The sequence below is a fragment of the Vibrio natriegens NBRC 15636 = ATCC 14048 = DSM 759 genome, assembly GCF_035621455.1.
Classification (GTDB): Bacteria; Pseudomonadota; Gammaproteobacteria; order Enterobacterales; family Vibrionaceae; genus Vibrio; species Vibrio natriegens.
Map to the genome: position 1 here is coordinate 679456 of NZ_CP141822.1, position 13337 is coordinate 692792.

The window sequence follows — 13337 nt, forward strand, 5'->3', positions numbered from 1 at the left end:
TTAATGCTTTCTAACTACAGAGATTAAAAAGCAGGCATGTGGATACCTGCGTTTGTAAATAGAATAACAGAGGTTAAAAGAGCTTGCTCGACCAGCCTAGTTTGTTTCTCAGAACGTGGTAGTAACTGTAGTCTTTTGGATGAACAAGTTTTAGCACATTAGGGCTCTGGTAAATGTGGATCTCGTCGCCCGGAGAAACAGGCAAAGATACCTGACCATCACAACTGACTTCTTGCGTGCCACGGTTTTCTGGAGATACCAGCAATTTGATACGGCGGTTACCATCGACGACCAAAGGTCGGCTGGAAAGTGTGTGCGGGAACATCGGTACCAAAGAGATCGCGTTCAAGCTTGGTGAAAGAATTGGACCTCCACCAGAAAGCGAGTAGGCGGTAGAACCTGTCGGAGTCGATACGATCAAACCATCTGCACGCAATGAAAAAGCAAAGCTTTCATCGATATAAACTTCAAATTCAATCATATGTGCGATTTGGCCAGGGTGGAGTACAGCTTCGTTTAAAGCGGCGTTGTGACTTTTAATTTGGCCATGTCGATGCACTTCAGCTTCAAGTAGAAAGCGCTCTTCTTCAATATACTCACCGTCCAGTACAGCTTTAAGAGCGGCTTGGAAATCGTCTGGGTTTAAATCCGTCAGAAAGCCTAAGTTACCTCTGTTGACTCCAATTACGGGAACGTCAAAACGAGATAAAATTCGTGCGGCTCCGAGCATATTACCGTCACCACCGACCACAATCGCCAGATCTGCGTTTTGTCCTAGCTCAACTAAGCTCGCAAACTGCTTTGGCGGGATCTCGTCTAAAATTGCAGTAAGACGATCGTCAATAAATACTTGGTAACCTTCTGATGTCAGCCATTGGTACAGCTCACTATGAGTCTGAATAGCTTGTTGATCTCTAGGTTTACCGATAATCGCGATCACGTTACATGGATTTTTCATAGCATTTCCGCATTAAAGAGGCTTGAATCAGGAATCTTCATCCCCATAATAATGGCAAGTTACCTAAATATGCGAATTTTTATGTGTTTAAAGCCCGCAAAAAACGCATGGCTTGAAGGGCATTACGTTGAATTCTGGAGATATCATGAGCAACGAAGAAAACAAAGTTACAGAAGAAGAGCTTGATCAAATCATCGAAGAGGCTGAGAAAGTGGAAGCAGCAGCTCAGGAAGCTGAAGCGGAGCTGGAAGAAGTTGGTGACGAGAAAGACGCTAAAATTGCTCAACTAGAAGCAGCACTACTGTCTAGCGAGACAAAAGTGAAAGATCAGCAAGACGCGGTTCTGCGTGCAAAAGCTGATGTCGAGAACATGCGTCGTCGTACTGAGCAAGAGATCGATAAAGCGCGTAAATACGCTCTGAACAAGTTCGCAGAGGAACTGCTTCCTGTTATTGACAACTTAGAGCGCGCAATTCAGGCGGCAGACACAGAAAATGAGGTCATTAAGCCGATCCTTGAAGGTGTGGAACTGACTCACAAAACCTTCGTTGATGTGGTTTCTAAATTTGGCCTGAAGGAAATTAATCCAGAAGGTGAGGCATTCAACCCTGAATTCCATCAGGCTATGTCTATCCAAGAGAGCCCAGATCACGAATCAAACACGGTTATGTTCGTTATGCAAAAAGGTTACGAACTAAACGGCCGTGTTGTTCGTCCAGCAATGGTTATGGTTGCTAAGTAAGCTTTTTACTACCGCTGAAAACAATTTGAAAATGCCCATCACATTGATGATGGGCATTTTTTATTCCATCAGTTGCACTGTTTTATTTTTCCCCTAGAAATTGAAAGTTGATCTTCTTCAAATATTTTCTTATTAGGGATTATTTCTCTTATAGTGAAAATTTGTTCAGTTTTTATTCTGTGTTTCGAACTCAAGCTTCATAACTTCCTGTAATTACTTACTTTGTGAAAGCTTGTGCTGGATGTTGGGGAAGTATCTAGTGATTTTTGCTGATATTCAGCGTTAACAAATTTGTAAACTTTCTCTTTATTTTGTAACTTCTCTGTGTATGATTTGCGACGAATGCTTTAAAAGTAAGCATATATAACTACAAAAGCGTTAATAGCAAACACAACATATCGGAGATTTACGATGGATAAATCGCTTTCTAGTAAGATTTTTGTCGGCTTGTTTGCCGGCCTCATTTTGGGAACTGCAATCCAATACTTATTTAACGGTGTTGCGATTTTTGACACTTACTTACTTGGAACGGCAGAAGGTGTGGGCGGCATGTTCGTCTCGCTGATTAAATTGTTGGTTGTTCCTTTGGTTTATGTCTCAATCGTATGTGGCATTGTTGATCTTAAAGATATCAGCGCGTTTGGTCGCCTTGGTGGTAAAACCTTTGCGCTTTATATCGTTAACACAATTATTGCGATTACAGCTGCTCTGACAGTCGGCCTTATTTTCCAACCTGGTGCAGGTGCTAATTTAGCCGGTACCGTTGCTGAAACCGTTAAACTGACCACAACTGAAACGCCAGATATCTTTTCTCTCGTAGTTAACATTGTTCCTAGCAATCCAGTTCAGGCATTTGCTAATGGCGACATGCTACAAATCATTTTTATGGCAATTCTGACCGGTTTGGCGATTCAAGCTTTGGATTCTCGTGGTGGTCCTGCTATCCGCACCTTTAAGATGGCTAATGAGATCATGATGAAGCTTGTTGGGTTGGTGATGAGCCTTGCGCCTTACGGTGTATTCGCGCTGATGATTCAATTAGGTGCGACGCTGGATGCAAACACGCTAATGTCCGTTGCAGGTTATGTTGCTTTGGTTGTGACTATGCTTGTGTTCTGGATTTTCGTTTTCTATCCAATGGCGGTAGGTATTGCTACAGGCACGTCTCCGAAGACATTTCTTCGTGCGACTCGCGAGCAGATTTTATTTTCTCTATCTACGGCAAGCTCAAACGCGACCATTCCTGTAACGATGCGTACTCTGACAGACAAGCTACAGGTGTCTAAATCAGTTGCTGGTTTTGGTGTGCCACTAGGCGCGACAATGAACATGTCAGGTGTGTCTATCTATATTGCTCTGGCTACATTGTTTGTCGCGAACGCTTTTGGCCAGCCAATTAATACTTCGGACATTTTCACCTTAGGCTTGACGATTCTTCTATTATCGATTGGTGCGGGTGGCGTTCCTGGCGGTGGTGTTGTGATGGTTGGGGTTCTGCTTCACCAACTCGGTTTGCCACCAGAAGGCCTGGCAATTATTGCTGCGGTTGACCGTATTAATGACATGTTCTGTACCTCATCAAACGTGGTGGGTGATACTGCAGTCAACACTATTGTTGCAAAAACAGAAGGTGAGATTGGTAAAGAGGAGAGCGTTGATGCTGAGCCAGTACAGGCAAATGCATAGTAGCGTTACTCAATAAACAAGAAAGCGAGCTATTACGGCTCGCTTTCTTGTTTTCTGGGCCATGAGTGCCCATTTTCTCTTGGTTAGTGTTGCTTTATTGAACGACAGTGATGTGACCTAATCCTAACTAATCAGAAAGAAAGCGATTAAATCAGAAAAAAAACGCTTTTTTTCAATTCTGCCCTTGAAAAGCATTTTACCGCCCTTATCTATGTGGCATAGAGAAGCAAACATTGATTATTTTTGTTTGTGAGCAAGGGTTGAAACCCGATTCTCCTCCCCCCACATTGGGGTTATAACCAAACGAAAATAGAATTTATTCGGAGATAGCCAGATGGGTAAAATCATTGGTATTGACTTAGGTACTACTAACTCATGTGTTGCTGTATTAGACGGCGACAAACCTCGTGTAATTGAAAACGCAGAGGGTGAACGTACTACTGCATCGGTTATTGCTTACACTGATGGTGAGACACTAGTAGGTCAGCCAGCAAAACGTCAAGCAGTAACTAACCCTGAAAACACGCTATTTGCAATTAAGCGTCTAATCGGTCGTCGTTTTGAAGACGAAGAAGTTCAGCGTGACATCGAAATCATGCCTTACAAAATCGTTAAGGCTGACAACGGTGACGCTTGGGTAGAAGCGAAAGGCCAAAAAATGGCTGCTCCTCAGGTTTCTGCTGAAGTTCTTAAGAAAATGAAGAAAACTGCTGAAGACTTCCTAGGTGAGGAAGTAACTGGCGCAGTTATCACAGTACCTGCTTACTTCAACGATGCTCAGCGTCAAGCAACAAAAGATGCTGGCCGTATCGCAGGTCTAGAAGTTAAACGTATCATCAACGAACCAACTGCAGCAGCGCTAGCTTACGGTCTAGACAAGAAAGGCGGTGACCGCACTATCGCTGTATATGACCTTGGTGGTGGTACATTCGATATCTCAATCATCGAAATCGATGAAGTTGAAGGCGAGAAAACTTTCGAAGTTCTAGCAACTAACGGTGACACTCACCTAGGTGGTGAAGACTTTGATAACCGTCTGATCAACTACTTAGTTGACGAGTTCAACAAAGAGCAAGGTATCAACCTTAAGAACGATCCACTAGCAATGCAGCGTGTTAAAGAAGCAGCAGAAAAAGCGAAAATCGAGCTTTCTTCTACTACTCAAACTGACGTAAACCTACCTTACGTTACTGCAGATGCGACTGGTCCTAAGCACATGAACATCAAAGTAACTCGTGCGAAACTAGAATCTCTAGTTGAAGACCTAGTACAACGTTCTCTTGAGCCTCTAAAAGTAGCTCTAGCTGACGCTGACCTATCAGTAAGCGAAATCACTGATGTAATCCTAGTTGGTGGTCAGACTCGTATGCCTATGGTTCAAGCGAAAGTGGCTGAGTTCTTTGGTAAAGAAGCTCGCCGTGACGTGAACCCTGATGAAGCAGTAGCGATGGGTGCTGCAGTTCAAGGTGGTGTACTTGCAGGTGACGTTAAAGACGTACTGCTTCTAGACGTAACTCCACTGTCTCTAGGTATCGAGACAATGGGTGGCGTAATGACTAAGCTAGTTGAGAAGAACACAACTATCCCAACTAAAGCGAACCAAGTTTTCTCTACAGCAGAAGACAACCAGAGCGCGGTAACTATCCACGTTCTACAAGGTGAGCGTAAGCAAGCGATGTACAACAAGTCTCTAGGTCAATTCAACCTAGAAGGCATCCAGCCTGCACCACGTGGCATGCCACAAATCGAAGTAACTTTCGACCTTGATGCGGACGGTATCCTACACGTATCAGCGAAAGACAAGCAGACTGGTAAAGAGCAGAAGATCACTATCCAGGCTTCTGGCGGTCTAAGCGACGAAGACATCGAGAAAATGGTACAAGAAGCAGAAGCTAACAAAGAAGCGGACAAAAAGTTCGAAGAGCTAGCAACTGCACGTAACCAAGCAGACCAAATGATTCACGGTACTCGTAAGCAAGTGGAAGAAGCGGGTGAAGCACTTCCAGCTGAAGAGAAAGAGAAGATTGAAGCTGCAATTTCTGAGCTAGAAGAAGCGCGTAAAGGCGAAGATAAAGAAGCTATCGACGCTAAAGTTCAAGCGCTAATGACTGCTGCTCAAAAACTGATGGAAATCGCTCAGCAACAAGCTCAAGCACAACAAGGTGCTGAAGCTGGCGCTCAAAAGTCTGCAGATGACGATGTTGTAGATGCAGAGTTCGAAGAAGTTAAAGACGATAAGAAGTAATTCAACATTAGGGTAATTTGATACTTTGGTAGAAAATTACCCTGTTGGAAACACTTATTGGAATCTTTGCGGGCGTTTGAGGTGACTCTAACGCCCGCATGTTTGTAAATAGCCCAGTCTTTCTAGCTAAGCGCTTTTCAGAGAAAGCTTTTATCTAAAACGATATTAACACCAAGCGGCAGCGGCCGTTTGCAGTACTACATTGGTGACGAAGAACATGTCAAAACGTGATTTTTACGAAGTATTAGGCGTAAGCCGTGATGCATCAGAACGTGATATCAAAAAGGCGTATAAGCGTCTTGCAATGAAATTCCACCCAGACCGTAACCAGGGTGATGATTCTGCTGCGGATAAGTTTAAAGAAGTAAAAGAAGCGTACGAAATTCTCACTGATCCTCAGAAGAAAGCGGCTTACGACCAGTACGGTCATGCTGCTTTTGAACAAGGCGGCGGTTTCGGTGGCGGCGGCTTTGGTGGCGGCGGTGCTGATTTCGGCGACATCTTTGGCGATGTTTTCGGTGATATCTTTGGTGGCGGTCGCCGTGGTGGTGGTGGCGGTCATCGTGCACAACGTGGTGCTGACCTTCGTTACAACATGGAACTGACTCTAGAAGAAGCCGTTCGCGGTGTAACAAAAGAAATCGAAGTTCCAACACTGGTACACTGTGATACTTGTGATGGTAGCGGTGCGAAAAAAGGCACGTCAGCTGAAACCTGTGGTACTTGTCATGGCCACGGCCAAGTACAAATGCGTCAAGGTTTCTTCGCGGTTCAGCAAACCTGTCCAACCTGTCATGGTAAAGGTAAGATCATCAAAGACCCTTGTAATGAGTGTCATGGTCAGGGCCGCAAACAGAAAACTAAAACACTTAACGTTAAGATCCCTGCCGGTGTGGATACGGGTGATCGCATTCGTCTGTCTGGCGAAGGTGAAGCGGGAGAAATGGGCGCACCAGCAGGTGACCTATATGTTCAGGTACACGTAAAAGACCACCATATTTTTGAGCGCGATGGCAACAATCTATACTGTGAAGTACCAGTAAGTTTTGCCATGGCAGCACTAGGTGGTGAAGTAGAAGTACCAACATTGGATGGCCGAGTTAGCCTGAAAGTACCATCAGAAACGCAAACTGGCCGTATGTTCCGTATGCGCGGTAAAGGTGTGAAAGGTGTTCGTGGCGGCGGTATCGGTGATCTCATCGTTAAGTTGGTTGTAGAAACTCCGGTGAACCTAAGTTCACGTCAGAAAGAGTTGCTAAAAGAGTTTGAAGAATCTTGTGGTGGCGAAGCGGCGACAAAACACAAGCCTAAGTCAGAAGGTTTCTTCAATGGCGTTAAAAAGTTCTTCGATGACCTAACGAGCTAAAGCGACCCACAATTCAAAATCACAAAGGCTTGCAGAGATGCAGGCCTTTTTGTTTTTAGACGAAGCTCAGTTCCAGCATGTACTTGGTGACTCAACATTGGTTGCAGTAAGTTTGAGTGCATTGATTCCTGAGGGGAAGCAACTGTCCTCATCTTGGCCAAGATCGGATTTCGCTGTTGCCGTGATGGTATAAGACGTGGTTGCGGAACTCACGATAGAAAAAGTAAAGCGATCATTTGCAGAATCACAGATCGAGCAATTGCCTCCCGAAATAATAGAGCTCCAGTCATACCCTCCATCATAAGAGGTTTCCAAAGCCAGTTGGATACGGCTGATATCGCTCAGTGCCACCGTTCGGTGCGACTTAATGACATGATTTGTGTACGAGGGATAAGCGATAGCAGAAATGATCCCGACAATCACGACCGCTATCAGTAATTCGATCAATGTCATCCCACTTAATCTTATTTTGTCTCTGTTACAACAATATATTCGAATCATTACGAGTAGTTCCCTTTTCACTTTTACGGCTATTTTTCGCAGGTGATAGCATCTGTGCAAGATGAATTACAGTTGACTAGATGTTTGCATAGGAATTTGGGAAATGCCTCGCGGGTTTACGTTATTGGAGCTAATTATTACGGTATCGGTGTTGAGTATTTTGCTGGCTGCTGCTGCGCCAAGGTTTAGTCGTGTTTCGCAAACAGTACAGATGCAAGGCCTTGCAACAGAACTATTTGGTTTTCTGAATCAAAGTAGGTCAGAAGCGGTCATGAGAAATAAAAAGTTGTATGTACATTTTTCGATGGATAAAGACAACACCATCAATGAAGGCAATTGGTCATTTAACTTGACGGATTCCTCCGTTGCTGGCGGAACGAGCATTTTACATTTATCCGGTTCACCTTATTCAGAGCTATCGATAAATCATAACTATAACGCGAAATATATTAGCTTTGAAGAAGTAAGAGGAAGGCCGAACTCTGGGAATATAGAGTTCTTTTCGACTAACAATCAGAACTCCAAACTGAAAATCAAACTTTCTAACCCTCCTGGTCGTATTAAAGTTTGCAGTATGTCGGGAGCAAAATTATATGACTACTCTAAATGTTAGGCTGCGCTATCAAAGAGGCAGCTCTTTAATCGAGTTAATGATCAGTTCTTTAATTGGTTTAATTCTATTAGGTGTGATTGGCTCGGTCTTTCTTAGCTTGCAAAAAACAGCAAGAGATAAAAGTTTGGAGTTGCATCTCCTACAGGGGATTAACCTTACTTTTTCAATGATGAAAGAAGATATTCAACGAGCTGGTTACGATGGCGGAAACGGTAATTCGCTCAAGGTATCTGGCTCTATAAATACAATAACGTTGAGCGGCGCTTCTTCTGTTGGTTTTGTTTATTTCAAACAAGGCTCTCCGGATAACAAAGACTATCGAAATATTAAGTATGAGAAGCGCGATACTCGACTTTTAATATGCGAAAAAGGTGTGGTTTCACAAGCTCAAATATTAACTTTTGATGGTATAGATTTTTGTCGATCTTTATTTGATGAAGATATTTTGCACGTCACTCAATTTTCAGTGAGTTCAGGAACCGTTACGAATGGAAAAACGACAAGTGCATTAACCGACATCCAATTAGGTTTACAAACGGTTGATGGCTCTTTTAGCAAAGTGGAAACAGTCTCAATTAAGCAAAGGAACTGGCAATGAAATTTAAGTCTAATCAATCAGGCTATGTCGCACTGCTGGTGACTTCCATTCTTTTGCTGCTTGCTTTGATTGTGGTTCTTGCTTCATCAAAAGGTATCTTTTTTCAAATCAAAGTTGCTCAGAATGAGTTAAGAGCTCGACAGGCACATTGGAAAGCTGAGGGTGGGCTGGAATGTGCATTTTCTAAAGCTAAACTAGAGAAAAAGATACCCGCCACGGTAGATGATTGTAAAACTGCAATGGAACTCAATGGATTAACTTTTTCTGCTGGAGAATTTAGTGTCGTTACTTCTGAATTAGAAAACGCAAGGCTTCGGAAAATCATCAAGTTTCCAGCTGTTGGCGGGGCTGGGGCTATAAAATCTACTTCTGATCTTGTTATTAATGGTTCCTATACGAGTTCTGCTGATCCCGGAAAAAGTCTCGGAAATAATTTATGGAAATGCACGTCGGTTCTCTACTCCAATTATTTCTATGCTACAAGCGTGAGCACACGTCATCCCTATCAAATGTCTAAAAAGCCTTATGCAAAATTTCCAGATAGCAATCCTGGACAATTGCAAGAATGTGCTACAACTCATTACAGTTGGGCAAAGAGCGTTGCTAACTCTGAAGATGACTATCGAAAATCTTCAAGCATGGATCCTTTTAAGGATGTATTTGATGTGCCACGAAGCGAATGGTTTGATGTGATGTCTGACAACTCGCTGTTTGGTTATGTGCCACTCTCATTAAACCCTGCCAAATTGGACTCTGAGAAAGATTTACCTAAGCCTAGTTTCAACGACAAGTGTGCGGAAAATATCGTAGACAACATTAAAGCCGGCAAAGATCTGGTTTGGGTCTACGGTGGATGTGAAATAGATACGGCGGGCTTTTCCAGCATCAAATCTGCTATTGATAAACACTTAAGTGGTAGTGGCATTATTTTAGTCGTTCAAGACGGGATTTTATCTACGAGAGGAACTCAGGACTTTACTGGCATGCTCTATCACTTTATTTCCCCCCTGTATGCTGATCCGAAGGGGGTTGTTCCGGACTTTGCTGGTTGGGATAAACTTGAGAACCATAAAGATTTAAAAGGGGTGATTTCTTCACTTGCTGCTACCGTACCAATGAAAAAGGAAAGAGTCGGCTACTTCCAACATGGCTCTTTTAACCCTCTAGGAGGTTTTGTAATGGATGCTCCTGGCACTTTCGCTCTTTTCAACGCCGCATTAGATTTTCAGTACAATCGTGATGTGATTGATGAACCATTGAAAAAGATCAAAAAAGTATATTGGAAAAAAGGCTCCTGGAATGATCTCTAAACAGCAAGGATTTAGTTTACTCGAAGTCTTGATTGCTTTTTTGCTTCTCGGAGTAGGGGCATTAGGTTTAACAAAGCTAAATGTGTACTTAGAGCGCGAATCGGACTATGCGATTCAAAGTATCGAGGCTCTTCGTCTGGCCGAAAACAAACTCGAATGGTTTCGCACCCGAGGTGCATCTTCTGCCGTTTCTGTAATACCTATCGCCGATTTCGATTCTATCGCAACGGGCTCTTCAATTTCAGGCGCTTACAGTCTTCAATGGCAGGTGCCTTCCGCAACAATCTCTGGGTCGCTTAAAACGATTACTGTTACTTCAAGCTGGGAAGACAGGATGGGGCAGACCCAGTCTGTTCAGTTGAAAACGATGATCTCTCGTTATAGTGAATTTGATAAATAACGCTTCTCCAGTGCGTCATCATCGCTTTAAAAAGTATCGTCGCTTTTTTCCTACGTCCTTTTCAGGTTTATTTCCATCAGTTAATGGAGGGTTTTAGAACTGTTAACGTGAATGATGTGCTGCTGTTTTTATTATGTTTCATCCGGTTGCCATTTTTGCAAAATGTGTCTCCAAATATGAAAAAATACTAGCATCTTGTACTTTTTATCTTGGTTTTAACTAGAATACTTGGCTGAAAACAGGCCGCAATAAATTATTCCAAAAGGCCATAGCACCAACATCATTCATTATGGAGTTACCATGAGTAACCAAGCAATTAATAAGGCGCCATCTTCTAAGCCGAGTGGGATGGATCGCTTTCTAAACTTTATTGAGCGTGCAGGTAACAAAATTCCTGATCCTGCGATTTTGTTTTTTTGGGCACTAGTCATTACCTGGGCGGCATCTGCACTTTTATCGAATGTCTCTTTCGACCTTGTAAACCCTAGAACTGGTGAAACTTTAATCATCACTAACTTGTTGACAGGGGAAGCGTTGGCTAGCTTCCTTGCAAATATGGTGACGACATTCACTGGCTTTGCACCACTAGGTATCGTATTGGTCGCTATGTTAGGCGTGGGTGTTGCTGACTCTTCAGGCTTTATCACCACGGGCCTTAAGAAGATGCTGAGCTTTACACCTGCGAAGCTTCTTACTCCAATGCTTATTCTGGTTGCTATTGTATCGCATACTGCAGCAGATGCTGGCTACGTTCTGGTTATCCCTCTGGGTGGTATTATTTTCCATGCAGCAGGCCGTCATCCTCTAGCGGGTATTGCGGCAGCGTTCGCGGGTGTATCTGGTGGTTTCTCTGCAAACTTTATTCCTTCTGGTATCGACCCACTGTTGGCTGGTTTCACGCAAACAGCAGCACAAGTTCTCGATCCTGAATACGTTGTTAACCCTCTAGCAAACATCTTCTTTACTGGTATCTCATCAGTAATCATTGTGGCTATCGGTTGGTACGTTACTGAGAAAATTATTGAGCCACGTTTAGCGAAAACCCCAGTAGATGAAGATGCAGAAGCCGCTCCTGACCTAGGTTCATTCTCTGAAATTGAATCAAAAGCATTCCGCTACGCGGGTTGGTCGATGCTGGCTGGTATTGCTCTTCTTGTTGTGGCGTTAATTCCTGAAACTTCAGCATTACGCTCACCTGAAGGCGAGATTACAGCATTCTCAGCACCAATCATGAAGTCGATCGTTCCACTGATCTTCATTCTGTTTATCATCCCTGGTTACGTATACGGTAAAGTTTCTGGTACATTCAAATCCAGCAACGACATCATTAAGGCGATGGCAGACACCATGTCGACGATGGGTGCTTACATCGTTATGTCTTTCTTCTGTGCTCAGTTCCTATCAGCATTTGCTCAGTCAAACATTGGTACGATGCTGGCGCTATACGGTGCTGAAGGTCTGAAAGCAATGAACCTTCCGGGTGAAGCTACGATCATTGGTATGATTCTGCTAACGGCTTCGGTAAACCTGCTTATTGGTTCTGCGTCTGCGAAATGGGCTCTAATTGGTCCAATTCTGGTTCCTATGCTAATGGCGGTTGGCATCTCTCCTGAGTTGTCTCAGGCTGCATACCGTGTTGGTGACTCTGTATCGAACATCATTTCACCTCTGATGGTATTCTTCCCACTAGTGGTGGTGTACTGTCAGCGTTACGTGAAGTCGACCGGTATTGGTACGCTTGCATCACTAATGATGCCATTCTCGATCGCTATGCTGATCGGCTGGTCAATCTTCCTGATTGTTTACTGGATGATTGGTATTCCTCTAGGTATTCAAGCGCCGTACACTTACACCATGTAAGTCGCAACAGCTTAAATTTGAAAGCGCAGATCGCAAGGTCTGCGCTTTTTTTATTCTTTCTTTTTTGATGGGGAAAGAGGAACATGTAATCTCTAACGTGACTGTAGCGTGTCGAAAGTTAGTGGTAATATTGGCCCGTCGCACATTCACTAATCTGGAGTCCCTTTGTCAGACCTTCAATTTACTCCCCAAGACGAACAATTTATGCGTAGAGCCATCGAATTGGCTGAGCTGGCTGAAGCGGAAGGAGAGGTGCCTGTTGGGGCCGTCTTAGTAAAAGATGGAGAGGTTATTGCAGAGGGCTGGAACCGCTCTATTTGTACTCATGACGCGACTGCCCATGCAGAAATTCAGACTCTGCGCAAAGCGGGACAAGTATTAGAGAACTATCGTTTATTGGATACTACGCTTTATGTGACATTAGAACCTTGCCCGATGTGTGCTGGAGCGCTGTTACACAGCCGTGTTAAGCGAGTGGTATTCGGTGCGCCGGACCTGAAAGCCGGGGCAGCAGGGACAGTGTTAAACCTGTTCGAAAGTCAGGCCGCATACCATTATGCAATGGTTGAAAAAGGGCTGTTAGAAGCCGAGTGCCGAGATCAGCTCCAAGCTTTTTTTAAACGCCGCCGTAAAGAGATTAAGGCAAAGAAGCAGGCTGAAAAAGCGTTACAGAGTGATCAGACAAAGAATGGGAATTAAGGAAGAGAGATTCAGCAAACATCTACGTTCGGGTAGATGTTTGCTTCTTGTATCAGTGATTCACTAAGTGAATGAAAACACGATGGCGTTCACTGATTTTCTTTTTCATGCTCGTCAGTTTGCGCTTACGACGAATTGCCGCCACTGTATTATGCAAACGCTTTGACTGAACCTTACGTCTTCTCATATTCTAAACCTCTAGCAGACAAGACTACGAACACCCTCAAGTAGACACTGATTGTGTCTAACTAACCTAAACTCATCGTTATCACGTGCAACAATTCACTTTTTCATGCACAACGTAATCAACCCCACTTACACAAAACGTGGTGTGTAGTCGGCGTCCAGTTAGGCATGGG

General features: G+C 43.7%; 13 protein-coding genes. 10 read left to right on the plus strand and 3 right to left on the minus strand.

Going from position 1 to position 13337, the window contains the following annotated elements:
• Positions 1-73: 73 nt before the first annotated feature.
• Complete coding sequence (nadK, locus tag VER99_RS03080; RefSeq protein ID WP_014230981.1) at positions 74-958, minus strand: NAD(+) kinase; 885 nt, start codon at positions 956-958, stop codon at positions 74-76.
• A gap of 145 nt (positions 959-1103) precedes the next feature.
• Between nadK and grpE the strand changes: the two genes are divergently transcribed.
• The 4 genes from grpE (at position 1104) to dnaJ (ending at position 6997) form a co-directional block, all read left to right on the plus strand.
• On the plus strand, positions 1104-1700 hold the full coding sequence (grpE, locus tag VER99_RS03085; protein WP_020333678.1) for a nucleotide exchange factor GrpE: 597 nt from the start codon (positions 1104-1106) through the stop codon (positions 1698-1700).
• Positions 1701-2111: 411 nt separating this feature from the next.
• Complete coding sequence (locus tag VER99_RS03090; protein ID WP_020333679.1) at positions 2112-3386, plus strand: dicarboxylate/amino acid:cation symporter; 1275 nt, start codon at positions 2112-2114, stop codon at positions 3384-3386.
• A gap of 334 nt (positions 3387-3720) precedes the next feature.
• Positions 3721-5631 carry a molecular chaperone DnaK gene (dnaK, locus tag VER99_RS03095; RefSeq protein WP_014230984.1) on the plus strand — a complete coding sequence of 637 codons (1911 nt, stop codon included), beginning with the start codon at positions 3721-3723 and terminating at the stop codon, positions 5629-5631.
• Positions 5632-5848: 217 nt separating this feature from the next.
• Positions 5849-6997 carry a molecular chaperone DnaJ gene (gene dnaJ / locus VER99_RS03100; RefSeq protein WP_020333682.1) on the plus strand — a complete coding sequence of 383 codons (1149 nt, stop codon included), beginning with the start codon at positions 5849-5851 and terminating at the stop codon, positions 6995-6997.
• 66 nt (positions 6998-7063) lie between these two features.
• On the opposite strand, the gene VER99_RS03105 is transcribed toward dnaJ, so the two are convergent.
• On the minus strand, positions 7064-7498 hold the full coding sequence (locus VER99_RS03105) for a type IV pilin protein (protein WP_024372692.1): 435 nt from the start codon (positions 7496-7498) through the stop codon (positions 7064-7066).
• Positions 7499-7601: 103 nt separating this feature from the next.
• Here VER99_RS03105 and VER99_RS03110 point away from each other — a divergent pair, with 103 nt between their 5' ends.
• The 6 genes from VER99_RS03110 (at position 7602) to tadA (ending at position 12978) form a co-directional block, all read left to right on the plus strand.
• Positions 7602-8111, plus strand: coding sequence for a GspH/FimT family pseudopilin (locus tag VER99_RS03110; protein WP_020333684.1), 510 nt, complete (start codon positions 7602-7604; stop codon positions 8109-8111).
• The gene (locus VER99_RS03115; protein WP_020333685.1) at positions 8092-8709 is read left to right on the plus strand and encodes a PilW family protein; all 618 of its coding nucleotides are present in this window, start codon (positions 8092-8094) and stop codon (positions 8707-8709) included. Before VER99_RS03110 ends, VER99_RS03115 begins: the two co-directional genes overlap by 20 nt.
• Positions 8706-10019 carry a hypothetical protein gene (locus VER99_RS03120; RefSeq protein ID WP_020333686.1) on the plus strand — a complete coding sequence of 438 codons (1314 nt, stop codon included), beginning with the start codon at positions 8706-8708 and terminating at the stop codon, positions 10017-10019. Before VER99_RS03115 ends, VER99_RS03120 begins: the two co-directional genes overlap by 4 nt.
• Positions 10009-10419, plus strand: a complete 411-nt coding sequence (locus tag VER99_RS03125; RefSeq protein WP_020333687.1) for a type IV pilus modification PilV family protein — start codon at positions 10009-10011, stop codon at positions 10417-10419. Before VER99_RS03120 ends, VER99_RS03125 begins: the two co-directional genes overlap by 11 nt.
• 300 nt (positions 10420-10719) lie before the next feature.
• Positions 10720-12279 (plus strand): AbgT family transporter, encoded by a 1560-nt coding sequence (locus tag VER99_RS03130; RefSeq protein ID WP_014230991.1) that lies wholly within the window; start codon positions 10720-10722, stop codon positions 12277-12279.
• A 165-nt stretch (positions 12280-12444) separates the two neighbouring features.
• Complete coding sequence (tadA, locus tag VER99_RS03135; RefSeq protein WP_014230992.1) at positions 12445-12978, plus strand: tRNA adenosine(34) deaminase TadA; 534 nt, start codon at positions 12445-12447, stop codon at positions 12976-12978.
• A gap of 52 nt (positions 12979-13030) precedes the next feature.
• Here the strand turns inward: tadA and VER99_RS03140 are convergent, their stop codons facing one another.
• Positions 13031-13165, minus strand: a complete 135-nt coding sequence (locus VER99_RS03140; RefSeq protein WP_086027116.1) for a hypothetical protein — start codon at positions 13163-13165, stop codon at positions 13031-13033.
• Between the last annotated feature and the right edge of the window lie 172 nt (positions 13166-13337).

Bases quoted from the DNA above. Each gene is read 5' to 3' on its own strand.
- nadK (WP_014230981.1), bottom strand. From the start codon at position 958: ATGAAAAATCCATGTAACGTGATCGCGATTATCGGTAAACCTAGAGAT.
- grpE (WP_020333678.1), top strand. From the start codon at position 1,104: ATGAGCAACGAAGAAAACAAAGTTACAGAAGAAGAGCTTGATCAAATC.
- VER99_RS03090 (WP_020333679.1), top strand. From the start codon at position 2,112: ATGGATAAATCGCTTTCTAGTAAGATTTTTGTCGGCTTGTTTGCCGGC.
- dnaK (WP_014230984.1), top strand. From the start codon at position 3,721: ATGGGTAAAATCATTGGTATTGACTTAGGTACTACTAACTCATGTGTT.
- dnaJ (WP_020333682.1), top strand. From the start codon at position 5,849: ATGTCAAAACGTGATTTTTACGAAGTATTAGGCGTAAGCCGTGATGCA.
- VER99_RS03105 (WP_024372692.1), bottom strand. From the start codon at position 7,498: ATGATTCGAATATATTGTTGTAACAGAGACAAAATAAGATTAAGTGGG.
- VER99_RS03110 (WP_020333684.1), top strand. From the start codon at position 7,602: ATGCCTCGCGGGTTTACGTTATTGGAGCTAATTATTACGGTATCGGTG.
- VER99_RS03115 (WP_020333685.1), top strand. From the start codon at position 8,092: ATGACTACTCTAAATGTTAGGCTGCGCTATCAAAGAGGCAGCTCTTTA.
- VER99_RS03120 (WP_020333686.1), top strand. From the start codon at position 8,706: ATGAAATTTAAGTCTAATCAATCAGGCTATGTCGCACTGCTGGTGACT.
- VER99_RS03125 (WP_020333687.1), top strand. From the start codon at position 10,009: ATGATCTCTAAACAGCAAGGATTTAGTTTACTCGAAGTCTTGATTGCT.
- VER99_RS03130 (WP_014230991.1), top strand. From the start codon at position 10,720: ATGAGTAACCAAGCAATTAATAAGGCGCCATCTTCTAAGCCGAGTGGG.
- VER99_RS03140 (WP_086027116.1), bottom strand. From the start codon at position 13,165: ATGAGAAGACGTAAGGTTCAGTCAAAGCGTTTGCATAATACAGTGGCG.